This is a genomic window from Flavobacterium laiguense (genome assembly GCF_003097655.1).
Classification (GTDB): Bacteria; Bacteroidota; Bacteroidia; order Flavobacteriales; family Flavobacteriaceae; genus Flavobacterium; species Flavobacterium laiguense.
Genome location: NZ_QCZH01000001.1, coordinates 81,683 through 105,142 on the forward strand (window position 1 = coordinate 81,683; position 23,460 = coordinate 105,142).

Annotated in this window: 21 protein-coding genes and 1 tRNA gene; 4 read left to right on the plus strand and 18 right to left on the minus strand. The window is 34.4% G+C overall.

What is annotated here, in order from left to right; translation table 11 throughout:
- Positions 1 to 32 precede the first annotated feature (32 nt).
- From DB891_RS00390 to DB891_RS00430, 8 genes are all read right to left on the minus strand, one after another.
- Positions 33 to 506, minus strand: a complete 474-nt coding sequence (locus DB891_RS00390; protein WP_116759477.1) for a hypothetical protein — start codon at positions 504 to 506, stop codon at positions 33 to 35.
- 316 nt (positions 507 to 822) lie between these two features.
- The gene (locus DB891_RS00395; protein ID WP_116759479.1) at positions 823 to 1,062 is read right to left on the minus strand and encodes a NifU family protein; all 240 of its coding nucleotides are present in this window, start codon (positions 1,060 to 1,062) and stop codon (positions 823 to 825) included.
- A gap of 34 nt (positions 1,063 to 1,096) precedes the next feature.
- On the minus strand, positions 1,097 to 2,227 hold the full coding sequence (locus DB891_RS00400; protein WP_116759481.1) for an Mrp/NBP35 family ATP-binding protein: 1,131 nt from the start codon (positions 2,225 to 2,227) through the stop codon (positions 1,097 to 1,099).
- Between the two features lie 332 nt (positions 2,228 to 2,559).
- Complete coding sequence (locus tag DB891_RS00410; RefSeq protein WP_116759485.1) at positions 2,560 to 2,892, minus strand: MGMT family protein; 333 nt, start codon at positions 2,890 to 2,892, stop codon at positions 2,560 to 2,562.
- 3 nt (positions 2,893 to 2,895) lie between these two features.
- Positions 2,896 to 3,531 carry a LysE family transporter gene (locus DB891_RS00415; RefSeq protein ID WP_116759487.1) on the minus strand — a complete coding sequence of 212 codons (636 nt, stop codon included), beginning with the start codon at positions 3,529 to 3,531 and terminating at the stop codon, positions 2,896 to 2,898.
- Between the two features lie 111 nt (positions 3,532 to 3,642).
- Entirely contained in the window at positions 3,643 to 4,317 is a 675-nt protein-coding gene (gene trmB, locus DB891_RS00420) for a tRNA (guanosine(46)-N7)-methyltransferase TrmB (RefSeq protein ID WP_116759489.1), read from the minus strand.
- 86 nt (positions 4,318 to 4,403) lie between these two features.
- On the minus strand, positions 4,404 to 4,910 hold the full coding sequence (locus DB891_RS00425; protein ID WP_116759491.1) for a nuclear transport factor 2 family protein: 507 nt from the start codon (positions 4,908 to 4,910) through the stop codon (positions 4,404 to 4,406).
- A gap of 81 nt (positions 4,911 to 4,991) precedes the next feature.
- Positions 4,992 to 7,469, minus strand: a complete 2,478-nt coding sequence (locus DB891_RS00430; protein WP_116759493.1) for an AsmA family protein — start codon at positions 7,467 to 7,469, stop codon at positions 4,992 to 4,994.
- A gap of 325 nt (positions 7,470 to 7,794) precedes the next feature.
- Here DB891_RS00430 and DB891_RS00435 point away from each other — a divergent pair, with 325 nt between their 5' ends.
- Both DB891_RS00435 and DB891_RS00440 read left to right on the plus strand, forming a co-directional pair.
- Positions 7,795 to 8,340 carry a porin family protein gene (locus DB891_RS00435; protein ID WP_116759495.1) on the plus strand — a complete coding sequence of 182 codons (546 nt, stop codon included), beginning with the start codon at positions 7,795 to 7,797 and terminating at the stop codon, positions 8,338 to 8,340.
- A 180-nt stretch (positions 8,341 to 8,520) separates the two neighbouring features.
- On the plus strand, positions 8,521 to 10,104 hold the full coding sequence (locus DB891_RS00440; protein ID WP_116759497.1) for a L,D-transpeptidase family protein: 1,584 nt from the start codon (positions 8,521 to 8,523) through the stop codon (positions 10,102 to 10,104).
- Between the two features lie 607 nt (positions 10,105 to 10,711).
- Here the strand turns inward: DB891_RS00440 and DB891_RS00445 are convergent.
- From DB891_RS00445 to DB891_RS00490, 10 genes are all read right to left on the minus strand, one after another.
- The gene (locus tag DB891_RS00445) at positions 10,712 to 11,026 is read right to left on the minus strand and encodes an HPF/RaiA family ribosome-associated protein (RefSeq protein ID WP_116759499.1); all 315 of its coding nucleotides are present in this window, start codon (positions 11,024 to 11,026) and stop codon (positions 10,712 to 10,714) included.
- Between the two features lie 197 nt (positions 11,027 to 11,223).
- The gene (locus tag DB891_RS00450; RefSeq protein ID WP_116759501.1) at positions 11,224 to 11,742 is read right to left on the minus strand and encodes an ORF6N domain-containing protein; all 519 of its coding nucleotides are present in this window, start codon (positions 11,740 to 11,742) and stop codon (positions 11,224 to 11,226) included.
- Positions 11,743 to 11,899: 157 nt separating this feature from the next.
- Positions 11,900 to 12,325, minus strand: a complete 426-nt coding sequence (locus DB891_RS00455) for a very short patch repair endonuclease (RefSeq protein ID WP_116759503.1) — start codon at positions 12,323 to 12,325, stop codon at positions 11,900 to 11,902.
- Positions 12,326 to 12,422: 97 nt separating this feature from the next.
- A complete protein-coding gene (locus DB891_RS00460) occupies positions 12,423 to 12,878 on the minus strand; it encodes a hypothetical protein (protein WP_116759505.1) in 456 nt (151 codons plus the stop codon).
- The gene (locus tag DB891_RS00465; protein WP_116759507.1) at positions 12,875 to 16,330 is read right to left on the minus strand and encodes a DUF3427 domain-containing protein; all 3,456 of its coding nucleotides are present in this window, start codon (positions 16,328 to 16,330) and stop codon (positions 12,875 to 12,877) included. Before DB891_RS00465 ends, DB891_RS00460 begins: the two co-directional genes overlap by 4 nt.
- A complete protein-coding gene (locus DB891_RS00470; RefSeq protein WP_116759509.1) occupies positions 16,323 to 16,718 on the minus strand; it encodes a (deoxy)nucleoside triphosphate pyrophosphohydrolase in 396 nt (131 codons plus the stop codon). Before DB891_RS00470 ends, DB891_RS00465 begins: the two co-directional genes overlap by 8 nt.
- A 243-nt stretch (positions 16,719 to 16,961) precedes the next feature.
- Positions 16,962 to 17,174, minus strand: coding sequence for a helix-turn-helix domain-containing protein (locus DB891_RS00475; protein ID WP_116759511.1), 213 nt, complete (start codon positions 17,172 to 17,174; stop codon positions 16,962 to 16,964).
- A gap of 1,451 nt (positions 17,175 to 18,625) precedes the next feature.
- A complete protein-coding gene (locus DB891_RS00480) occupies positions 18,626 to 19,630 on the minus strand; it encodes a Gfo/Idh/MocA family protein (protein WP_116759513.1) in 1,005 nt (334 codons plus the stop codon).
- 442 nt (positions 19,631 to 20,072) lie between these two features.
- Positions 20,073 to 22,190: a prolyl oligopeptidase family serine peptidase gene (locus DB891_RS00485; RefSeq protein ID WP_116759515.1), complete on the minus strand. Its 2,118-nt coding sequence runs from the start codon at positions 22,188 to 22,190 to the stop codon at positions 20,073 to 20,075.
- Positions 22,191 to 22,318: 128 nt separating this feature from the next.
- Positions 22,319 to 22,392: transfer RNA gene (locus tag DB891_RS00490), tRNA-Ala, on the minus strand.
- Positions 22,393 to 22,519: 127 nt separating this feature from the next.
- Here DB891_RS00490 and DB891_RS00495 point away from each other — a divergent pair.
- Positions 22,520 to 23,278, plus strand: a complete 759-nt coding sequence (locus DB891_RS00495; protein WP_116760301.1) for an enoyl-CoA hydratase/isomerase family protein — start codon at positions 22,520 to 22,522, stop codon at positions 23,276 to 23,278.
- Positions 23,279 to 23,280: 2 nt separating this feature from the next.
- A complete protein-coding gene (locus tag DB891_RS17530) occupies positions 23,281 to 23,451 on the plus strand; it encodes a hypothetical protein (RefSeq protein ID WP_189337074.1) in 171 nt (56 codons plus the stop codon).
- Positions 23,452 to 23,460: the final 9 nt, after the last annotated feature.

Sequence of the window (23,460 nt, forward strand, 5' to 3'; positions counted from 1 at the left end):
TTTTTTTAATCGAAGCCGTTTATACCCCAATTTTAGTCCTTTATTTCAAGATTTAATATGTATTCTTTTCTATTTTCGAGATTAGTAATTTTTAAGCCAATAATATCTGCTTGATTCACTATAAAAGTAATTTTTAAAGTGGGGGCATAAACTCCATCATGGGTTTTAAATATCAACTTCCCTTCAAAGGTTAAATTTACTAAACCATTTTTTTCTGTTTTTTCTTTAGTCAGAGTCTGTGAGGTAAATTCGGCTGAATTGTACGCACTTCCCTCTAACATTGAGGCTTTACCTCCACTAAGTTCAGTCAAAAACTCAGCATTGGCTATCTTTAATTGTCCTTTTCTATTGGACGAAACATTAACCATAGAACCATAGTTTACCTCACTCCATTCTTCATCAACAATAGTTAAAGTTTTGGATACAAATGAATCTTGCATCGGTTCTTGCCCATAATTTATATAAAAGCATAGAAGTAAAATAATTAATAAGTACTGTTTTTTCATAATTTAAGTTTGTAAGTTAGTGTTGCAAATGTAAATTTTTATTTGAATTTTCAAAGAAAAAAAACTTGAATTATTAGCATGATTTTTTACTTATAATAGAAAAAACCGCTGTTTTATTGGTAATTCACTAATGATAATCATTTAAAAAATCTATTTTTATTGAGATTTAACAAGTACGAACAAAAGCTTTAACAAGTGGTAAACTGACTATTATTCTTTTATAACAGTATTTATTTTATTAAAATTTTCTGTTATAGCACTCCTTATCTAAAAAAGAGACTGTCATAAACAAACAACAGACTCTTTTCCAATGCTTTTACAAAACATTAACAACCGTTTCTATTTGAGGCGCATACTTCTTGATAGTCGTTTCCACTCCAGCTCTTAAAGTCATCTGGTTTACGCTACAACTAGTACAGGCTCCTTCAAGACGGACTTTTACGTGTTTTCCTTCATCAATTGAAATAAGCGTAATATCTCCTCCATCTGAATTCAAAAAAGGCCTGATTTCGTCTAGCGCTTTTAAAACATTGTTTGTTAATTCTTCTGTTTTCATGATTTTTTATATTCTTCTATGGAAGTTTAGAGTTTTATTTCTTTACAGCTGAACATCCAGCCATTGTTGTAATTTTAATAGCTTCAGTCGGCGCTAGGTTTTCGTTTCTCTTCACTACTTCGCTTACTACATTACGTGTAATTTCTTCAAAAACACTTTCAATTACAGATCCTGTTTGCAATGCTGCCGGACGACCGTAATCTCCAGCCTCACGAATAGACTGCACAATTGGAACTTCTCCTAAAAACGAAACTCCAAGATCTTGAGCCAAGTCTCTTGCACCCTCTTTTCCAAAGATATAATATTTATTGTTTGGCAATTCTTCAGGTGTGAAATAAGCCATATTTTCGATGATTCCCAAAACCGGCACATTTATCGCTTCCGATAAAAACATAGAAACTCCTTTTTTGGCATCGGCAAGAGCAACAGCCTGTGGAGTACTTACCACAACGGCACCCGTTACAGGCAACGATTGCATAATCGAAAGATGGATATCTCCTGTCCCTGGAGGTAAATCAATTAGCATAAAGTCTAATTCTCCCCAATCTGCATCAAAAATCATTTGGTTCAAGGCTTTAGATGCCATTGGCCCTCTCCAGATTACAGCTTGGCTTGGAGAAGTAAAAAACCCTATAGAAAGCATTTTAACTTCATAACTTTCAACCGGTTTCATTTTTGATTTTCCATTTACCTCAACAGAAATCGGTTTCTCATTTTCTACATCAAACATGATTGGCATCGATGGCCCATAAATATCGGCATCCAAAACACCAACAGAAAATCCCATTTTAGCCAATGTTACCGCTAAGTTTGCCGTCACTGTTGATTTCCCAACTCCTCCTTTTCCGGAAGCTACAGCGATAATATTTTTTATTCCAGGAATGGCTTTCCCTTTAATCTGATTAGGATTTTCAGCTGCTTCTACTTTTATATTTACTTTAATTTTGGCATCTGGAGAAACTAATTCCAATATCGTTTTTCTGATATCGTCCTCAGCTCTTTTTTTGATGTGCATCGCTGGTGTATGCAATACCAAGTCCACAACAACTTCATCTCCAAAAGTGACTACGTTTGCTATGGCTCCACTTTCTACCATATTTTTTCCTTCACCAGCAACAGTTATTGTCTCTAATGCTTTAAGAACATCTTTTCTATCTAATTTCATGCGTAGTTACTATTTGTTTTTATTTACAGCGATACCATTCTTCCGAAAAAGTATTTAAAATTTGGTTGTCAGAAACCGCTTTTTCATCTTTATAGGAAGAAAAATTCTTCATGGCGATTTCAATTATAATTTTAAATCAAGTTTCGACTTTAAAAAATTATCTTTATTTAAACTCATTTTAGATTGCAAAGATAGCGGATTAAGTTCTAATTTTAAAGGATTTGGATTGGATTTATTGATAGTAATCAATAATAAAAACTATAGTAGAAACTGCATTTTTAAAGGTTATGCACACTATTAAAAACCAAAGAACAAACCTGCTCAATAGTGATTCACCCTACCATTTCGGGCTCCCAAAAAACAGACTCGAAATCCATAATCTGATTGTCAATCACCACTATCCCCTCGTTTTCCAGTAATTGTTGCATGAGATTGGTTCCGTCAAAATGGTGTTTCCCAGTAAGCAACCCTTTTCTATTAACCACCCGATGTGCTGGAACATCCTCTAGACTATGGGCTGCATTCATGGCCCAACCCACCATTCTGGCTGAACGTGCAGATCCCAGAATTTTTGCAATGGCGCCATAAGAAGTGACTTTCCCGTATGGGATACGTCTTGCTACTGCATAAACCCTTTCGAAAAAATTGTCGCTGGTAGTTTCCATTTTTTATCCTAAATAAACGGTAATCAATTTGAATAGTGTAAATAAGGAAACTAATCCGGTAATGGTTCCTATAATGTAATTTCCATTATTCATTAAAAAAGAAGATTTAGACTCTCTTTTTTTGAAAAACAAGATATAAAGATAGAAAACCAAAAAAGATCCGATAACTACACCCGAAACAAAAGATAAAATAAATCCTTTATCGAAGAAAAAATATCCATAGGATGATAAAGTAATACTTATGAAAACATAATATGGAATCGGGAATAAATTCAAAACGGAAAGCAACATCCCCAGAAAAAATCGATTGGTTTTACTACGGGTTTTCGTTTCGGATTTTGCGCTTTTGGGTCTTTTTGCTTTCCAAAAAAAATAAATGGTCAATGCAATAAAAATAAAAAGTCCAAATTCTTGCAGCTTATTTATAATATCGGGTCTGCTATCAATAAAATTAGCGAACAGTAAGGCCAAAAAAGTTTGAAAAAATACAATTATGGTAGCGCCAATGGCAAAAGAAATCGCTTCGTTTCTGCCATCTTTCAAGCTTACTTTTGCCGCCGTCATATTAATCAATCCAGGCGGCGTAATACCAACTGCAGCGGCAATGAATCCAAAAAAAAAGGGAAATACTATAGCCATTTTTTGTTTTTAGTCTCTCCCGATAAACTATCGGGATCAGTCTTAGTTTTCAGTTTATTCTCTACAATAATTTGCTTTGGCAAACAAAAAAGGAATACTGTAATCTAAATACTATTTTATTTTAAAACGAATATACGTAATTGCTTTGTTAATTTCCAAATATTGTTTTTCATAAAATGTCTGAAAGGCAGTAACTTCTTCAGGACTTCCTTCGTTTACATACACATTATGGTTCGCATATAACACCTCATGACCTTCACCATGCAACAATCCTAATGTATATCCGTGCATGAACTCGCTGTCGGTTTTAAGATTGACAACCCCGTCTTTTTTCAAGATTTTTTTATACAATTGCAGAAACTCAGAATTGGTCATTCTGTGTTTGGTTCTTTTGTATTTAATTTGAGGGTCTGGAAAAGTAATCCAAATTTCATCGACTTCATTTTCGGCAAAAATGTGATTGATTAATTCGATTTGAGTTCGAATAAAAGCCACGTTATGCAACCCTGTCTCTACGGCAGTTTTTGCACCACGCCAGAAACGAGCTCCTTTGATATCGATTCCCACAAAGTTTTTATTGGGATATCTCTCGGCCAAGCCAACAGAATATTCACCTTTACCACAACCTAATTCCAACACCAATGGATTCTCGTTTTTAAAAAAATCTGAATTCCATTTACCTCTAAGCGGAAATAAATCGCCTACTACTTCTTCTCTTGTTGGCTGAAAAACATTAGTGAATGTTTCGTTTTCTTTGAACCTCTTTAATTTATTTTTACTTCCCACGATATAATTACAATTTCGGCAAAATTAAGGAATTATATAAGACCGAAAGCTTTAGGCTTTGTTAAAAACGAAAAAATCAAAAATTATCATTTGGATTGTGCTTTTTGAATCAGTGCATCTTCAATAGGTGCGATGATTTTGATCACTTCATCGGTATTGTCATTTGGGATGGTCATAGACAAAACATAGTGTTTTATTTTCCATGCTGCACCTATTTTGACAAGTACCCCTGAACCCCTGCAGATTTTCATTTGGGTATTTAATAATTCATCAAACCAAGCTAATTTTCCAGATTTATCAAAATAAATATGGCGTTCCATGGCTTTAAAATTCCAAGCTTTTCCTTTATCAAAATACGGTTTTGCAAAAACTTGAAAGGCTTTTAAATTCCAATTCTCCGTTGGATCCGTTCCGATAAAAATAGCATCATCAGTCATCATCCCAAAATAGGCATTATAATTGGCTTCGGCAGCGGCTTTGTGCCATGCATCAAGTGTTGTGTTAACCTTTTCTTTTTCTTCCGACTCCTTATACTGCAAAGAATCAAAACTAACTAATGCCAATAGGGCTAAACTTAAAAATAATGTTTTCATGTGTATTTGTTTTTCATTGTTTTTGGTTATAATTCTAATCCTGAATTTCTAAGCAAATCTAATCATTTGGCTATTCACCGATCACTTAAACGTTACTCTATTTTTATCTGGAAGACTTCCCATTTTTATTTTCATTTCTCCATCTTTACCATCCACAACCACCAAATGTAGCACTATTCCTTTGTAACGCAAAGCATCTCTTTTGGTTTTATCTTTAATTCCAGCATCATCTTTAGGATTTCTAAGCGGAATCGTCAAGCCTAAATTAGTTCCTTTCTTAAAGGAATAAATACCTTCTACATCAAAATTCAAAACATTCGAGCTCACTTTAAAGTAATCAACATTCACTTTACTACCATTCATGTTTAATCGCCCAGACAAATCATTAAATACGATATGTTTTACTTCTCTATTAGGAAAAGCAAACTTCCCTACTTTCATAATGGGTTTAAAATCCGTTAGCGACCCTTTTTTTATGTCATATTGCAAATTTCCTTTCACAGATTCATCTACCAAATCACCGTTTACTGTCATTTTTGCTGATAAGTCTGCCGTTGCCGAAAGATTCCCGTTTATATTTTTGGGTTGAAATGATGTAATTCCAAAATTCTTGAACGAAGTTAAAAACTGAGGAATATCAACCGTCGCAATATTCACATTAGCTTTTACATTAAATAATTCGCCTTGTGGAATCAATTGGGAAGCAAACGTAATTTTTCCACCGCAGGTTTCGATTGACCCTTGCTTGATAAAAAACTGTCTATTCTTGGCCACAATAATAATTTTAGCATTTTTGGCAGTCAAATTAGAATACACCATTTTGTCTAAATCCAAATTCAAAACCACTTGGCATTTTTGAACAAGAGCTATTCTTTTTCTAGTATCTGCCTTGGTAGTCGCTTTTTTAGCTTCTGTCTTTTTCTCACTAGAAGCCAAAGTAGCCATCAATTGTTTGACATCCATAAATGGGCTTTTGAGGTTGAGCACAGCCACCATATTTTCTGGATCATCGTAATAGAGATTAAGAAAATTGTCTATTCGTCCATCCAAAAAGGCAATGTTTTTGTCTCTTTGGTACTTAATATTTCTAATGAATAAAGCTTTATCGGTAAAATCAAGAAGAATGTTCGTTTGAAAAGTAAGGTTTTTGGGTTTGTAAAGCATATTGGCTTTTTCTATATTCACTTTACCTGTAAAACGAGGTTTAGAAATCCGCAAAGCCACAATATCCACATTAAATTTCAAATCGACATTGGCAGTTCCTCCATTAAATTTAAAGACATCCTCTCCAAAAACATTTCCTAATTTTTTTACTTCAAATTCAGAATGAATATTCCCTGTCGCTATAGGTTTTTCCAAATTATTGATGGCAGCTGCTGGAATAGAAATTGGAATTCCCTCATAATTCCCTTTAAAGTTTTTAATGATAACCGCAGAGTTGATGTCATTGTACCCCAACCCGTTTTTAAAATTATTGATATATCTACCCGAAAAATTACAGTCGGTAACTGTGCCATCCTGAGTAACCAAAACATTGTCTTTTATTTGGGCATCAACAATAATTTCGGGATCTCCCTCGGCATTCATGTCCCCTATAATACTACATTGAGCATCGAGTGGTTTAGTAATGTCAAAATGATTTAGAATTTTAAACAAATGCGGGTCTAACAAATGAGCGGCGTTCAACCATAAAATTTTGGTTTTTATGTTGATGTTCATTATTGGGTGCTCTTTTTCTAGACCAAAACTCGCTTTGATATCAAAATCATCGTCTCCAATCCCAAGTCCTTCGGTAAGCACGTCAATTCTATTTTTTTTCTTCGAAAATTGAATAGCCAATTTTCCTTTTAGTCTTTTGTCTTTTATAAAACTCCCCTTGATGGTATTGAAAGCCATGCTTTTGGCAAAAACATCCAAAAAAAGATCGGTTTCCCAGCCGTCATCCGTGTAATCGATTTTGCTTTTTAAAGAAGCCACTTCAAAATGAAATAATTTATTTCTTTGTAGATTTTGGGAAATAAAGACCACATTCTTAAAGTCTACCTCATCGATTTCGGTCTCTGTTTTGCTTTTCGGTTGGTTTGTTTTGGGTTTGGGTTTAAAAATATTGGAATTGGAAACTCCATTTTTATCCTTAAACAAATCAATTTTAGTATCAATCAACACCACCTTTTCGATATCTACTTTTTTATTCAATAAACTCAATACATTCAAGCGCACTTCAATTTCTTCTGCTTTAAGCACACTTCTTTTATGAACGGCATACAAGCTATCTTGAAGTTCTACTTTATTCAGTACCACCGTAAAATTGGGAAAACCAATCAAGAACTTATATCCCACATCGCCAATACTGGCATGACCTGAAATGTTATCATTGATTTTCTGATTGATTTCGGTCATTATAGCCGCTTTATTTTGGTTGAAATAAACCCTCAAGCCAATAAAGAAAATAAGGATTAATCCCAAAAAGCCAATAATAAAAAACCCGATTCGTTTTAAGATTTTTCTAAATCGATCCGTTTTTACAAACGCTGTCCCTTTTTCTACAATTTGATTCATGTCTGTTAATTTTTTTGGCTCCTAAAAAATACAATGGGTAAAAAACATCTCCTTATACCACATCAAGTCAGGCAATTGTTTTAAAAAAGCGCAACTCACCCTTAAACCAAAGTTAGCATAATTAAATCCAATTTCATTCGTTATACCTGAAAAATCTTAACAATATAGTATTCCTGTTTTTAAAACTAAAATGGTGGTTTTATCCCTATCCAGATGCCTTTTTTAATGGTGTTTTATTCTAAATTCACAAAAGAATATTAAAATTTATAGTACTTTTGGGCTCAATAAACCCTACAAATGGGTTGTTAATCTAAAAACAAAAACTATGCGATCATTAAAAATTTTATTGTTAAGTGCTTTTATAATATTGGCATCTAATGCAGTTTCGGCACAAGCATTCGGAGTTAGAGCGGGAGCCAATATTTCAGATATTAGCGTAAATGGTTTGAACACTGACGCCAAAACTGGACTTTATGTTGGTGTCTACAAAGAAATCCCTTTAGTAAAAAGTTTGCTTTTCATACAACCTGAAATACAATACTCACAAGAAGGATTTTCAACTCCAACAACAGATGTGAAAATAGATTACATTACTGTGCCAATTTTAGCCAAAGTATATGCTGTTAAATTATTGAGTTTTGAAACAGGTCCTCAATTTGGTTTCCCAATTTCTGATAATCTTGACAATTTTGTCGCTCTTAAAAATTTAGACACCAATAGTGTTGTGACTTCATGGGCATTTGGAATGTCTCTTAATTTACCACTAGGACTATCTATAAACGGAAGATACATCTCTAGTTTGAATGACACTTTCGACAATGTTGATGGTAAAAATCAAGTTTTTCAAGTAGGTGCTGCTTTCCAATTTTAAGAAAGCATTCAACATTTCTTACTACTAAAAAAGTTGCCTTAAAGTACATTCTTTAAGGCAACTTTTTTTTGTATATAAAGCATTCATATTGATTTTAATAGTGCTTTTATTTTTGTAATTTTATGCAATATCTAATAAAAAACTACAATCGGGATTCCATAAAACAAATATTACCTTGACATGAAAAAGTTACTGTTATCCCTCTCTATAATTGGCTTTGGTTTTTCTTTTTTCTTCGTTTCCTGTGAAAAAAAAAGCCCTAACCGTTCTGAATCATCCATAAAAGTAGCTAAAGTCAACAACTTGCCTTCTTTTGACAGCACTTTAGTCCGTCCGTTTTTTAAAAAATATCCTGAATTACAAGAATACCAACAAGAAGTAATCCAATTGTACCTTAAACGCAACTACCAATACATTTGGTATGACAAAAAAGGAATTTTGGAAGTGGGACATTTGTTGTATAATAAAATCAACCATCTGGAAGAGGAAGGGGTTAAAACCACCATTCCCTACAAAGAAAAACTGGAAGCTATTTTTCAAAATCCGGTAGCCCTTTCAAAACCGAATGCAACGGATGAGTTATTCATGTCGTCCTATTATTTCCTATACGTCCATAAAGTTTTAAAAGGTTTGGACACCAAAAAAACGATCGAATTGGGCTGGTTTTTACCTCGAAAAAAACTATCCTACGTTAATTATTTAGACTCTATAATGGCCAATCCTTCTTTGATTGAAAAGAACGAAAAAGAAGTGTTTAGTCAATATTACAGTTTAAAGGAAGTACTTCAAAAATATAAAAAATTAGCAAAAGACAACTCTTGGGATCCTATTGAGACCGACTCTAGTTTTATTGCTTTTAAGCCTGGTGATTCCTCCCAAACTATTGCCCAAATAAGACACCGTTTGTTTATTCTGGGTGATTTAACCAAAGATTCTGAAAGCAGCATCTATGACGATTCTCTTATTACCGGAATTTTGAAATACAAAAACCGAACAGGAAGTCTCAAAAACAATCATATCACAGAAAAAACCATTGCATCCCTGAACGTTCCTATTGTAGACCGTATCAAAACCATTATGGTCAATATGGAACGTTGTCGTTGGATAACGGCCGACATTGCATCATCCAAAGAATTGATAGTGGTCAATATTCCTTCCTATGAGCTGACTTATTTTAAGGATGGAAAAACCGTTTTGACATCGAATGTTGTAGTGGGGAAAGACTTGAATAAAACCGTGATTTTTAGCTCCAATATGCGCTATATCGTTTTTAGCCCGTATTGGAATATACCCTCTAGTATTATCAAAAAAGAAATCAAGCCGGGCATAGCCGAAAACAAAAATTATCTTGAAGAACACAACATGGAGCGGATAAACGGCATTATAAGGCAAAAACCAGGTCCCAAAAATTCGTTGGGATTAGTAAAATTTTTGTTTCCCAACCCCTACTCTATTTATTTACACGACACTCCGTCTAAGGGATTGTTTAACCGAGAGAAAAGAGCTTTTAGCCACGGCTGTATTCGTGTAGCGAAACCTGTAGAGTTGGCAAATGAAATCCTGAAAGACGACCCAAACTGGACTCCCGAAAAAATAGACTCCGCCATGAATAAAGGCAAAGAAAACTGGTATACTCTAAAAAGTAAAATTCCGGTGTTTATTGGTTATTTTACCGCTTGGGTAGATGCAGATGGCACGATTCATTTTTATGATGATGTGTACCAAAGAGACGAGCAATTGGCCACTTTGCTGTTTGATGAATAGTTTCTCTTGACTATCCGTGACTATAATTTTCGTCACAGATTTGCAGAAAGCGGGTTTGGGACTTTGACAAATGAGAGCTAATTCTAATGATGTCTAAAATAATTTTAACCGCAAGGATCGCAAAGATTTTTGTTTTCTTGAAAAACGCAAGGAACGCAAAGCTTTGCGACCTTTGCGGAATACATATAAAGCGATGAAAACCATTGCGCTCTTTGCGGTAAATAAAAGAGTTAGATAGAATTTAAAAGATTTTCACAGATTAAAAAAAGTGAATTAGATTTATTAGAAAAAATCAGTGGAAATCTTTTAATCTCGATATCTATCGGGCAATGTCATTAGGTTAAACTGTTTCAGTCGTCACTTCGAGTGATTTTGAACATTAATGCGATAGCTTTAATGTTCAAAATTGTATCGAGAAGCTTTCAAAACGTAAAGGTTCTCGATACTTCGTAAAAATTTTCTATCGCAAATTATTACTCAACTCGAACTGACGAATCCTTAACTTAATGACAATGATCTACCGGGAGTGGCAAAAAAGCAAGAGAGGCTGTCTATATGTAGACAGCCTCTCTTTTATATATGCTTTCGCTCTTTAGCGTTGTTGTTTTTAATATACTTTTTGTTTTTCAAACGCAGTAGACAACGTTTTTTTAATTTTATCCAAAGCACCATTAAATGCTTTTTCGATCGTTTCGGCATATTCTGTTACCGCTATAGGCTGCATGTTGGCCGGTCGGGCTTCAATAAGACAACGCTTATCGTGTAATCCGAATTTTGCGCTATTCTCATCTCCAAAATGCACTTCTATACGGGTAACTTTATCATCAAAACGGGATAATACTCTTTGTATTTCACTTGAAAAATAAGCATCAAGTCTTTCGCTACCTTCTACATTCTTGTCTGTGTTGATTTGTACTTTCATATGTATTGATTTTTTGATATATCTCAAAGTTAAAAATTATTCCCTAAAACATTTCCTTTTTAGCAAAACATTATGAAAGAATACAGCCATTTTTTTGACTATCGATCGAAGAGACTGAAAACGAAAAGGATAGTGTTATTTTTGTCGTAAAGCAATTTCTTGTTGTATTATGGCAATACAATTCTCTAGATTTTTTTCTATTTATAACCTATTTTTTTTCTTGGCTCTGTATTGCCTTTTTTGTCCATTAATTCATCGAGATAGTTAAAAACCAATTCTATATTTTTGCTGTGATTCGTGAGTTTCTTTTTAATCTCTTCGATTTCCAATTTCATACCCAAACTATCGGTAAGCATTTCTCTTACTTTGGTAAATACACGGATGATCTGGATACTAACTTTTATAGCAGTTGGACTGTTTAATACAGTCGATAACATCGCCACGCCTTGTTCTGTAAATGCCATAGGCATATATCTTGTACCACCCCAATTTGAGGTGCCAAATTGGCTCCTCAAGATTTCAAACTCCTGTTGGCTAAGTTCAAACATAAAATCTTCGGGGAATCGTTCCATATTTCTACGAACTTGCCTTTTGAGCTGTTTGGTTTCTACTGCGTAAAGTTCTGCCAAATCCCTGTCTAACATCACTTTTTGCTCTCTTATCAAGTAAATTTTACTGCTGATAATTTCGTCTGGAATGATAATTTCGTTACTCATATTCATGATTTATTTTGTAAAAGTAATCCTTCTATTTTAACATCGCAAATGATAATTTTAGATGTATTTACTTTTATTATATAGGATAAAAATTACTAATCATTTCATACAGACATTCCAAATCGCCTTGTTTCCAAAGTCAGACTGTGCTTTGTTCTTATCTTTCTTTTTGTCGTAAAGCGATTTCTTGTTGGATTATGGCAATACAATTCTCAAGATTTTTTTCTATTTCATGACTCCAAAAACGGATTACTTTCCAGTTTTGAGATTCTAGATAATTGTTTACCTCAACATCGCGTTGGCGGTTTCGTTCTATTTTCTTTTGCCAAAACTCAGTATTGGTTTTGACACGGTCTTTTTGGGTTTCCCAATCCTTGCCGTGGAAGAATTCACTGTCTACGAATATGGCAATTTTGAGTTTTTTGAAGGTGAGGTCAGGTTTGCCGAAAACGGTTTTGTTGTTTTTACGGTAGCGGTAGCCAAGATGCCACAACGCTTTTGCCAATCGCACCTCATCTTTGGTATTAGTGCTGCGAATGGCACGCATGTTTTTGGAACGTTGCTGTGGGGTTAGACGATCCATGACGTAACAATTTAAGAACTGTTACTGCAAAGTTAGGGACTTTATTTGGGATGTTGTTTAAGAGGATTTTTTTTTATAAAGTATCAATTGTGAATGTTCAAGCATATTTAATGTCAAAATAATTTTCCATCGCTTTTTGCATAATGGCTTGATCGAGTTTGAGTAATTCGGCTTTTACATCCCAATCTTTAATCATCTCTTCATCTTCTTCACAGATTTCTTCGCCTTCTAGTTTTCTAGCTAAAATATCGCTTAGTAAAATTTGGTCGCAAGAATAGTAATTTGGATAATAGGTTTCTATGAAAGGCCAGTAGTTCACATTACTTTTTCGAACATCTAGTGCCTTATTTTTATCAAAAATAGACTTATTGAAATGTATATTTTCAATTGCAAGAGAACCTGTATATTGAGATACAAATTCCAAATCATCCAAAAGTGTTCCAAAAGACGAGGCAATCAAATATTTTTGTATTGCATCTTCCCTTGAAATTCCACGCTCATTTCCTTTATGTTCACCATTCTTGTAAATAGCAAATAATTTTAGTTCTTTCATTTTTCAAAATTATCTGAAATTATCGAAATAAACTCACCAACAACCCTCATTTCCGCACCATTTTCTTCATTGATGATAATATTTTTGTAGGAAGTGTCAAATGAATTTGGTCTTAAAACAATTGAAGTGTGTTGCCAACCTTCTTTAGATACTACTTTTTCACTTGAATACGTTTTAATAGTAAAAGCAGAATTGAAATCTTGATCTTGAATATCAATGTTTTCAACTAAAACTATTTTTCCATTTCTACTGCCACCGGTATAAGGTTTAAATAAACAAAGTGAACCATTAGGAATTACTCTATTCATTGATTCACCAACTATTTTACAAGCAAAATAATCACCATTAGTGTTACTGTTTTCAGGGCCTTCTATTAAAGTAAAATCTTTTTCAGATTGAATTTCACTAAATGTTCCTGCAGCTGCATAGAAATCATAAAGAGGGATTGGGTTTCTTAAAATTGGTTCAAAATTTATAACGCTTTGTTCTTGAATAATACTAACACTCTTTCTCTGCTTATTATCTTTAAAAGCTCCATTTTCTTCAAAATAGTTATACATAGAAGCAGAAACAGAGGTTGCCAAATTGAAACGAATTTTCACAACCGAAACCTGTTTCCCACTATCATTACTCATAGTCGTTTGTTCCGTCTGATTCAATTCAGGACTTACTTCTCCCATATAATAAAAGTCCATTCCTTCATCATTATTTTTTTTAATAAAAAGAGGAAGCCTTATAGCTCCATTTTTGCCTAAAATAGATTGAACGTCATTACTATTAATTTTTCTATTAGATTTTGACATCCAGTCAAATTCTCTATTATTCACAAACTTATCCTCATATTTTGTAGATTCAGATATATCTTCTGCCTTATGATAATTTACAAAAATAGGACAATGAGAATTATCGGGACTAACCAAATAACCTCCTACGTTCTGAGCGACAGGGTTTTCTGCGGTATTTAATATTCTAAATACATCTTTACGAGAGTATTTTCGATAAAGTACAAATCCTTTCTGCCAATTATCAGGTTCAAATAGTTTATCAAATTCATAAATGGAATAATCCGTAGAATCAACTAGAAATGTCTTAAATGATTGTTGGTTTAAATTTGAAAGAAAAGTGTTTGAAAACACGAAACTGTCATTCTCCAATTTTATAATGTCTAAATTATTAATTTCTTTTACTGAAATCAATTTACCTCCTTTTTTTTCTCTAATAAATTCAAAATTTAAATTGGAAATACAGGATTGAATTGTTTCGTCGGAAATTGTGTATAGATATTTTTTAGAAATAGTATCTTTTAAATCATTTAGGGAAAGTTTTCCATATTCTATTAATGATTTGATAATTAAGCTTTCCTCAACTCTTTTTGAATTATTTATTTCTTTAGAAAACAGTTCTAAAAGTTGAATTTGCTGTATAGATAAATCTAAGTTGAATTCTTTCTCAACTTTTACGATGAAATTATAATACGAATTGGAATAATTCACATACAAATAAGGGTCTCTTGAACCATGTTCAATAAAATCCATCATCATTGGAATTCTACCAAGCTTGAATTTCAAAAGATTGTAATCTTTCTTCAAATCAGAGAACAATTGCATGTTCGCAGAATCAATGGATTGAAATATTTTTTCTCTGGTAATCTCATCAAAATTAATCGTTGAAGCACCAGGAATCATCCTACTGCCCTCTGTAATTAATTTTCTTAAAGAATCCTTATTGTAAGTTGTGTCTCCATATAATGCAATAGGAATTAGATAATTATTTTCATAATTACCAATAAAATCGATAACAGTTACATAACTTTTCCCTTCAACTTTTCTTAACCCTCTGCCTAGTTGCTGAATGAAAATAATTGCTGATTCTGTAGGTCGAAGCATAATAATTTGATTGATTTTAGGAATATCAATTCCTTCATTAAAAATATCAACCGTAAAAATGTAGTCTAACTTTTCATTTAAATTATCCGATTCTAATTTTTCAATCGCTTTTGCTCTTTCTTCTTCAGAACAATCACCTGTTAGAGCAACAGTTTTAAATCCATTCAAATTAAATAAAGTAGAGAGTTCAATTGCTTCTTTTTTTCTTGAACAAAATACTAAGCCTCTAGTTATTCCATTATCACTTCCATAAAAAATGGCTTGTTCAATTATTCTATTAACTCTTTCGCTTGAGATTAATAAATTAAAATCTGCTTTGTTATCAATCTCATTATTATCAATTAGTATATCAGTTACTCCATAATAATGAAATGAACAGAGCATTTCTTCTTCCATTGCTCTGTTTAATCTAATTTCATAAGCAATGTTGTGGTCAAATAATTGAAAAATGTCATTGCCATCAGTTCTTTCAGGAGTTGCGGTCATTCCTAAAAGGAACTTAGGCTCAAAATAATCTATCAATCGCAAATATGAATCTGCGCCAGACCTATGAGTTTCATCAATAATTATATAATCAAAATGATCTTTCGAGAAGTTTTCTAGGTGTGTGGACTTTGAAATTGTTTGAATTGTTGAAAACACAAAATCACAATCTAAGTCCCTTTTTTCTCCTGAATACAATCCCATTGTTTTATTTTTTCCAAAAACTTTTTTGAAAGTTTTTAATGAATCTTTTGCAATGGTTAATCTATGAACTACAAATAATAATTTCTTGGGTTTAAAGGTTTTTGCATCAAAAGCTGATAAATAGGTTTTTCCTGTTCCAGTAGCAGAAATAATTAAAGCTTTATTCTTTTTATCTTCTCGTAAATTTTTTAAGTTTTCCAATGCTTCGATTTGCATTGAATTAGGTGTTATAATTATTTGGGATTCAATAAAAATTTCACTAGAATTTTTATTGTTTAGAAGAAATTGGTTTTGATAAATTTCTTCGTAATACAATATAAATTCTTTCGTTACTTGTGTAGCTTTTTGAAAATCAGATTGAAATTCATTGATTACTTTTTCAACAATGCCACTCTCATCTATTGCAGAGACTTTAATATTCCATTCTTTATTAGTTGACAAGGCCTGAGCCGTTAAATTACTGCTGCCAACAATTAGATTGTAATGTTCATTATTTTTAAATATATATCCTTTTGCATGAGCGTTTCCTGTTGTAGCAATTCTTAAATCTATATTTTTGAATTGTAATAATCTTTTAAGCGCTTCAGGTTGTGTAAAATTTAAGTACTGTGAAACTAAAATTTCGCCTTTTATTTCCCGATTTTCTAGTTCTTTTAATTTATTGATTATAGTAGCAACTCCACTTGTTGTAACAAATGCCACAGAGATATAAAACTGATTACAATTTTCAAGTTCTTGAAGTATTGTTGAAAGAACTTTTTTTGGTGGATTTTTTTGATTAACAAGCAGCTCAGGTTGATAAGCAACGTCAGATATAATGTTTTTATCAATATAACCAGTTTGTAAACTGGAATTGAAAATTTGAATTAATTTATCCATTCATTACTAATTTATTTACTATGGGAATATCAGCTGCAGCCCAATCAAGTTTATTAAGTTCATTTAGATTTAACCACTCTTGTGCTATATGTTCATTAAGATGGAGTTCTTTTGTTTTTACTTCACAAATAAAACTGTGCATTGTCAATTCAAAATCAGGATATTGATGAACAACTGTACTAAAGAAAGTTTTGATGTCAGTTATAATATTTAACTCTTCAAATAATTCACGCTTTAAAGCTTCTTTTTGTGTTTCGCCTTGTTCAATTTTTCCGCCAGGAAATTCAAACTTCTCAGATATATATGAAAACTTATTTTTAGGTCTTTGTACACATAAAATTTTATCCTCAAAATATATTATTGCAGCTACTACTTCAATTTTCTTCATTCTTAATTTCTGATTTAATTAAATGTATATGTAATTTTTTCAAAACTATTTTCTTGTAATACTTCCTTTCAAACAATCGCGATATTCCTTGACTTTGTTATGTTTGAAATAATCAAGAGCAGTTTTTTTAAGGTGACACATGCATCCTTATTCATTTCTACATGCGCAATTGGTTCAAATCTCTCTGATATAAAAACCTCTGAGAGCCAGCCTGCTCCTGTAAAAAGATCTGTATAGGTTAGCTTATTCTCTATTATCAAATAATTCTTGAATGTTTACTTCGAGTGCTTTTGCCAGTTTTTCGATGATGAGTAGTGATACATTTCTTTTCCCTTTCTCGATATCTGAAATATAGGTTCTGTCGATGTTGGCAATATTCGCCAAAAACTCAATTGAGAAACCTTTTTGTTCTCTTAGTTCTTTGACTTTAGATCCGAATTTTTCCTTTATATTCATAGCTTATAAAAATAGTTTTATGAGGACAATTGACCTGCTTACAATAGTCCTCGTAGGTAAATAGTTTTCAATTTGTTTTCAGACAAAAAAAACGCCAATCTTTTGACTGGCGTTTTTGAAAAATCGAAGTTTTTCATTTTGATTTTTCATTAGTATTCTTAAATAGCTGATCTCTTATCTAAATTGCCATCTATTTTAATTAATGAGAATCAGCGGTCAAAATGCCTCGCTATGCAACTACTAAGGACAGAAGAGTAATTTTGTTCCGCTTTTTTAGTGTTTTATCCTATAATCTTACTTTTTTATCAAAAAACATGGTGTTAAGTACCAATACTGCAGGTGCTTAATACCTCTATTGTTGGTGCGAAGTACCTCTTCTATTGGTTTTAAGCACCAATAGTATTGGTGCGAACTACCTCTATTATTGGCGCGAAGTACCTCTTCTATTGGTTTTAAGCACCAATAGTGTTGGTGCGAACTACCTCTATTATTGGTGGGAAGTACCTCTACTATTGGTTTAAAACACCAATAGTGTTGGTGCGAGCTACCTCTACTATTGGCTCGAACTACCTCTGTTATTGGTCTTAAGCACCAATTATTCTGATATATGCGAGATAAGGACTTTATTTCCTTGGCTGTAGTCTAAATAAATGGTGTTACATTTTTTATTATTTATACTTAACTTTAACAGTGAGCTATTAATTGAGCAAAATGTAAAGTCCCTACGGGACAACAGCATGTGCGTAAATTTTCAGCTACCTACATTTAATCCCTACGGGATATTGCTCCGTAGGGAGCTAAATGTTGGTAGAAAAACAAATTCACCGTGCCAATTGTCCCGTAGGGACTATACAGGACTAATTTATGTAGCTGTCTTTAATGTGAATAACAAATTTCATCAGCAACATTCTTTTAGACTACATCCATTTCCTTTGAGAATTCTTCTCAAAAATTAAACCTTCCATTTTAGATTGAATAAGGATTACCATTCATCCCTTTTTAAACCAAAAAATGGATGGTTGTTAAAGAAAAACCTGCCTTGGATTATGGATTTAGCACGTGAGATTGCTTCGTTCCTCGCAAAGACTAACACACGCAAAGTCATTGCGAGGAACGAAGCAAACGCACTAAAATAAGAATACACAAAACGCGATTTTATCTTGACTATCAAGACGAATGACTAGCTTACACTGTTCCCAACTCAATTGTGTCCCAGTGCGGACACAATTGGAAAGGTGCGAAGAAGTCCCTTAAATTATAATTTTGTTTTTCATAATCCTGTATCGGTTTTTCAAAACCAAAACATTCAATTATTGATTCGAACAAGGCGAATACATGATTTTAAAAAATAAAGTACTGTATGAAACGGAATGCCCTAGCCCTGATGGAAGCGACATCCTTTTGTGCCGGTGTTCGGCACAAAAGATATAGCGGACAGCAGGAAATAGCTCCTACTTATTCGGTTTATGGTTTTGACGGTATTCGTTTAAGACTTGATCCATGACCCAAGTGGTTCGAGCCGCAGTGGCACCTGTAGAAGGACAATCTGCCTCTCCCAAAAGTTCCTTTATGACAGTCTCGATAAGGGGTTGCTGAATGTGTTCCGGATTTTCGACAGTTATGGTTTTTGTCAAGCCGTGGGCGTCATACACCAAAATGGGGCCGTCGCCAAAGGTTGCAAACGTAATCTTGCCTTGGTCGCCCACAATCTCTACAGTATCGAGGCGGGTGTGGCTGCCAAAATTCCACATGCCACTACCGTGCATTCCGTTTTCGAAAAGAAGAGACATAGAAACGGCATCTTCGGCCGGATACGCATTTTGTTGCGATGTGGCATGTCCGCGTGCCGAAACAATGGGACCAAACAGATAATCTAAGAGATCGAGCGTATGGCAAGCCAAATCGACAAAGATTCCACCACCTGAGATTTCGGGTTGCACGGTCCATGGGAGTTGCTGCGGATCTTGATAACGGGTTTCCAACGAATGATACAACACACAGTTGACATGGCGTGGCGTACCAATGACCTTATCCTTGTGTAGTAGCTCCTCGATTTTTAGGAATCTGGGAAGTCGTCTTCGGTAATATGCCACAAAGAGCGGAACCTGATTTTCTTGACAAGCGCTTATCATTTCGTTACACTCTTCAAAAGTCATGGCCATGGGTTTCTCGACATAAACTGGTTTTCCGGCTTTGGCACACATTACCGTATATTCCTTGTGTGCGGAAGGTGGAGTGGCAATATAAACAGCATTTACCTCTGGATCATTAATGAGTTCTTGTGCATTTGTATACCATTTGGGTACATTATGACGACGGGCATAATCCTCGGCCTTTGCAGGATCGCGGCGCATGACGGCAACCAACTGAGAGTTGGGAGTTTTCTGGAGTGCTGGCCCACTTTTGACTTCGGTGACACTACCACATCCTATGATTCCCCATTTGACTGTTTTCATTTGCTGCTTTTTTACATTTATGTTTCAAATATCGGTAACTTTTTTATAAAAAAATTGTGCCTTTTGTAATTAAAAAATTAACTACAAAAGGCACAAAATCTGGTTTCCTAAAAAGTATTAGGCTCTGTTTTTCTACCAATGACTTTTTTTAACATCCCTACGATCCGCAAACTTGTCATGCTGACGAAGGAAGCATCCCCGCAAGACACGAGCGACAGCGAATTGGCGAAGCAAACTCCGTGGTCAAAAGCATCAATCTTTGTCGATCTAGCAACGGAGATCTCTCCTTCGTCGAGATGACAATATTGGGCATAGGTATTACGTAATATCAGACTACTTGAACGTTATTCTATATTGCTTTTTGATAAAAAATTTCACCTCGTAAAGTCGCAAAAATTAAACTTTTTCTTTGCGTCTTAGCGCCTTTGCGGTTAAACTGTTTTTATTGGGGCAATTCTGTAAAACCCATATTATAGAGCGTAAAAGCCTGAATATCGACATTTTCCTGTATTGTTGCCGCAACCGATTTTCCGGCTCCATGACCGGCATTGATATCGATTCTGATTAAAACGGGGTTAGCTCCTGTTTGCTTTTCCTGCAACTCGGCAGCATATTTAAAGCTGTGCGCTGGTACCACTCTATCGTCATGATCTCCTGTAGTTACCATAGTGGCTGGATATTGAACTCCAGTTTTTACGTTTTGAACCGGTGAATACGATTTTAGATATTCAAACATTTCTTTGCTGTCTGACGAGGTTCCGTAATCAAAAGCCCAACCTGCTCCCGAGGTAAAGGTGTGGTAACGTAACATGTCCATTACGCCCACTGCTGGCAAAGCCACTTTCATTAAATCTGGACGTTGAGTCATGGTCGCACCTACCAATAATCCTCCGTTTGATCCACCGCGAACGGCCAGAAAATCAGAAGAGGTATATTTTTGGGCGATTAAGTATTCGGCTGCTGCGATGAAGTCATTGAATACATTTTGTTTTTGCATTTTGGTTCCTGCATCGTGCCATTTTTTACCGTATTCTCCGCCTCCACGAAGGTTAGCAACAGCATAGATTCCGCCGTTTTCCATCCAAACGGCATTCGAGATTCCAAAACTTGGAGTCAAACTAACATTGAATCCTCCATATCCATAAAGAATAGTTGGGTTCTTTCCGTTAAGTTTCAATCCCTTTTTATGAGTAATGATCATCGGGATTTTGGTTCCGTCTTTAGAAGTATAAAACACTTGGGTAGAAACAAAATCTTCGCTTTTGAAATCTACTTTCGGCTTTTGATACACTGCTGATTTTCCTGATTTTGCTTCAAAAGAATATATCGTTCCCGGTGTGATATAATTGGTAAACGAATAATAAAGTGTCTTTTCTTTTTTCTTGGCACCAAATCCTCCTGCTGTTCCCAATCCCGGTAATTGTATTTCGCGCATTAACTTCCCAGAATAATCATATTGCTTTACAATAGATACGGCATCTTTCATGTAGTTGGCAAAGATGTACCCGCCTCCTGTAGATGGGGACAAAACATGCTCGGTTTCGGCAATAACATCTTTCCAGTTTTCTGGTTTTGGGTTATTCACATCTACACTCACAATGCGTTTGTTGGGTGCGTTTAAATCGGTTACTATAAACAGTTTTTCACCCTCGTTATCAATAATGTGATTGTCACTGTTGAAGTTGTCTACTATCATTACAATAGGACTGTTGGGCTTGGTTAAATCTTGTATGTACAATTCGTTTCCGTAAGTAGAATTGGCAGCAGAAATAACTAAATAATGATTGTCTTCGGTAACTCCACCGTTTACGTAACGCCTTTTTAGGTCTGCGCCAAAGATAACTTTATCCTCTTTTTGTGCAGTTCCTAATTTATGGTAATACAGTTTATGTTGGTCTGTTTTGGCAGAAAGCTCACTCCCTTTTGGTTTGTCATAACTGGAATAATAGAATCCTTCATTTCCTTTCCACGATACTCCACTAAATTTTACATCGACTAAAGTATCCTCTAAAATCTTAGCATTATTGACATCCATCAAGATTACTTTTCGCCAATCGCTTCCTCCTTCGGAAATAGCATAAGCCACTTTTGAACCGTCTTCAGAGAAATCGACTCCACCTAAAGAGGTTGTCCCTAATTTTGAAAAGGTATTAGGATCCAAGAAAACTTCTTCCTTTCCTTTAGCATCTTTTCGATACAAAACAGACTGATTTTGCAATCCGTTATTTTTATAATAATAAATGAAATTCCCTTCTTTGAATGGCGCTCCTATTTTTTCATAATTCCATAGTTTTTCTAGTCTCGCTTTTAAAGCATTACGAAAGGGAATTTTGTCCAAATAATCATAGGTAACTTTATTCTCTTCTTTTACCCAAGCGGCTGTTTCTGGAGATTTATCATCTTCGAGCCAACGATAAGGATCACCTACTTTGGTGTCAAAATAAACATCAACAGTTTCCCCTTTTGGAGTCTGAGGATAGTTAATACTTTTTTCTTTTGGGCTCTGTCCAAAAGAAGCTATAGAAGTAGATACAGCCATTAGCAATGCAATTTTTCTCATTAGGAGTTAGTTTAAGTATCTAACAAAAATAGGAAAAGTTTTTTAGTAAATTGGAGTTGGAGGAAATGGACGGAAATAAAAAACCCTAAAGTTCACGAAGAACATTAGGGTTTTACTTTCTTATTTTGTGGAGAATACCGGATTCGAACCGGTCACCTCTTGCCTGCCAGGCAAGCACTCTAGCCAAATGAGCTAATCCCCCAAGATGATGTCGCAAATATAACATTTAATTATTGCAATATGCAAATTTCAAAATGACTATTCTTCAAATCCAAAAAAAACAAATTACTTCCATTCCTTTTTTTAACTTTACGTCAAAATTTTGCATTATGCTATCACTAGATAAAAACGGAACACTCTTAACAACCATAGAGAATAAAATTGCAACGGTTCAATTTGGGCATCCTGCCAGTAATTCTTTTCCAAGAGTATTATTGGATCGATTAACAAATGAACTAACCTTTTTGAGCGACAACCCTGAAATTTCAATTGTTGTTTTAAAAAGTGAAGGCACTGGTGCTTTTTGCGCAGGCGCATCGTTTGATGAATTACTTGCCGTAACAACTCTTGAAGAAGGCACTCGCTTTTTTTCTGGATTTGCGAATCTGATCAATGCCATGCGTAGTTGCAAAAAATTAATAGTAGGACGCATTCATGGAAAAGCCGTGGGTGGAGGCGTTGGTATTATTGCAGCTTGTGATTATGCATTGGCCACTACCGAAAGCTCGGTCAAATTATCTGAATTGGCAATTGGTATTGGACCATTCGTTATTGAGCCCGCCGTAAGTAGAAAAATTGGAAAAATAGCAATGTCCGAAATGACTTTGGCCGCTCACGAATGGAAAACAGCTGCTTGGGCCAACCAAAAAGGACTGTATGCCAAAGTACTGGAAACTCAAGAAGAATTGGATCTAGAAGTAACTACTTTCTCCAAAAGATTAGCCAATTACAATCCAGACGCTCTTGCCGAAATGAAAAAAGTAATTTGGGAAGGAACAGCCCATTGGGATAAACTATTAAAGGAAAGAGCTGCCATTTCAGGAAAACTGGTACTTTCTGATTTTACCAAAAACGCTTTAATCAAATAAAAATGAGACCCTATTTTCTAGTGCTTCAAAATGTAAACATTGAAGAAAAAATTAAAGACGCACCTAGCGAAGCTTATCAAATAGGCGTGCTAATTGGTTCATACCTCCCATTTGTTTTACTGGTAATACTGGCCTATTGGACATACAGTCGTGCCAAAAAAAGAAAAGAGTAACCTATAAAA

Bases quoted from the DNA above. Each gene is read 5' to 3' on its own strand.
- DB891_RS00390 (WP_116759477.1), bottom strand. From the start codon at position 506: ATGAAAAAACAGTACTTATTAATTATTTTACTTCTATGCTTTTATATA.
- DB891_RS00395 (WP_116759479.1), bottom strand. From the start codon at position 1,062: ATGAAAACAGAAGAATTAACAAACAATGTTTTAAAAGCGCTAGACGAA.
- DB891_RS00400 (WP_116759481.1), bottom strand. From the start codon at position 2,227: ATGAAATTAGATAGAAAAGATGTTCTTAAAGCATTAGAGACAATAACT.
- DB891_RS00410 (WP_116759485.1), bottom strand. From the start codon at position 2,892: ATGGAAACTACCAGCGACAATTTTTTCGAAAGGGTTTATGCAGTAGCA.
- DB891_RS00415 (WP_116759487.1), bottom strand. From the start codon at position 3,531: ATGGCTATAGTATTTCCCTTTTTTTTTGGATTCATTGCCGCTGCAGTT.
- DB891_RS00425 (WP_116759491.1), bottom strand. From the start codon at position 4,910: ATGAAAACATTATTTTTAAGTTTAGCCCTATTGGCATTAGTTAGTTTT.
- DB891_RS00430 (WP_116759493.1), bottom strand. From the start codon at position 7,469: ATGAATCAAATTGTAGAAAAAGGGACAGCGTTTGTAAAAACGGATCGA.
- DB891_RS00435 (WP_116759495.1), top strand. From the start codon at position 7,795: ATGCGATCATTAAAAATTTTATTGTTAAGTGCTTTTATAATATTGGCA.
- DB891_RS00440 (WP_116759497.1), top strand. From the start codon at position 8,521: ATGAAAAAGTTACTGTTATCCCTCTCTATAATTGGCTTTGGTTTTTCT.
- DB891_RS00445 (WP_116759499.1), bottom strand. From the start codon at position 11,026: ATGAAAGTACAAATCAACACAGACAAGAATGTAGAAGGTAGCGAAAGA.
- DB891_RS00450 (WP_116759501.1), bottom strand. From the start codon at position 11,742: ATGAGTAACGAAATTATCATTCCAGACGAAATTATCAGCAGTAAAATT.
- DB891_RS00455 (WP_116759503.1), bottom strand. From the start codon at position 12,325: ATGGATCGTCTAACCCCACAGCAACGTTCCAAAAACATGCGTGCCATT.
- DB891_RS00460 (WP_116759505.1), bottom strand. From the start codon at position 12,878: ATGAAAGAACTAAAATTATTTGCTATTTACAAGAATGGTGAACATAAA.
- DB891_RS00465 (WP_116759507.1), bottom strand. From the start codon at position 16,330: ATGGATAAATTAATTCAAATTTTCAATTCCAGTTTACAAACTGGTTAT.
- DB891_RS00470 (WP_116759509.1), bottom strand. From the start codon at position 16,718: ATGAAGAAAATTGAAGTAGTAGCTGCAATAATATATTTTGAGGATAAA.
- DB891_RS00475 (WP_116759511.1), bottom strand. From the start codon at position 17,174: ATGAATATAAAGGAAAAATTCGGATCTAAAGTCAAAGAACTAAGAGAA.
- DB891_RS00480 (WP_116759513.1), bottom strand. From the start codon at position 19,630: ATGAAAACAGTCAAATGGGGAATCATAGGATGTGGTAGTGTCACCGAA.
- DB891_RS00485 (WP_116759515.1), bottom strand. From the start codon at position 22,190: ATGAGAAAAATTGCATTGCTAATGGCTGTATCTACTTCTATAGCTTCT.
- DB891_RS00495 (WP_116760301.1), top strand. From the start codon at position 22,520: ATGCTATCACTAGATAAAAACGGAACACTCTTAACAACCATAGAGAAT.
- DB891_RS17530 (WP_189337074.1), top strand. From the start codon at position 23,281: ATGAGACCCTATTTTCTAGTGCTTCAAAATGTAAACATTGAAGAAAAA.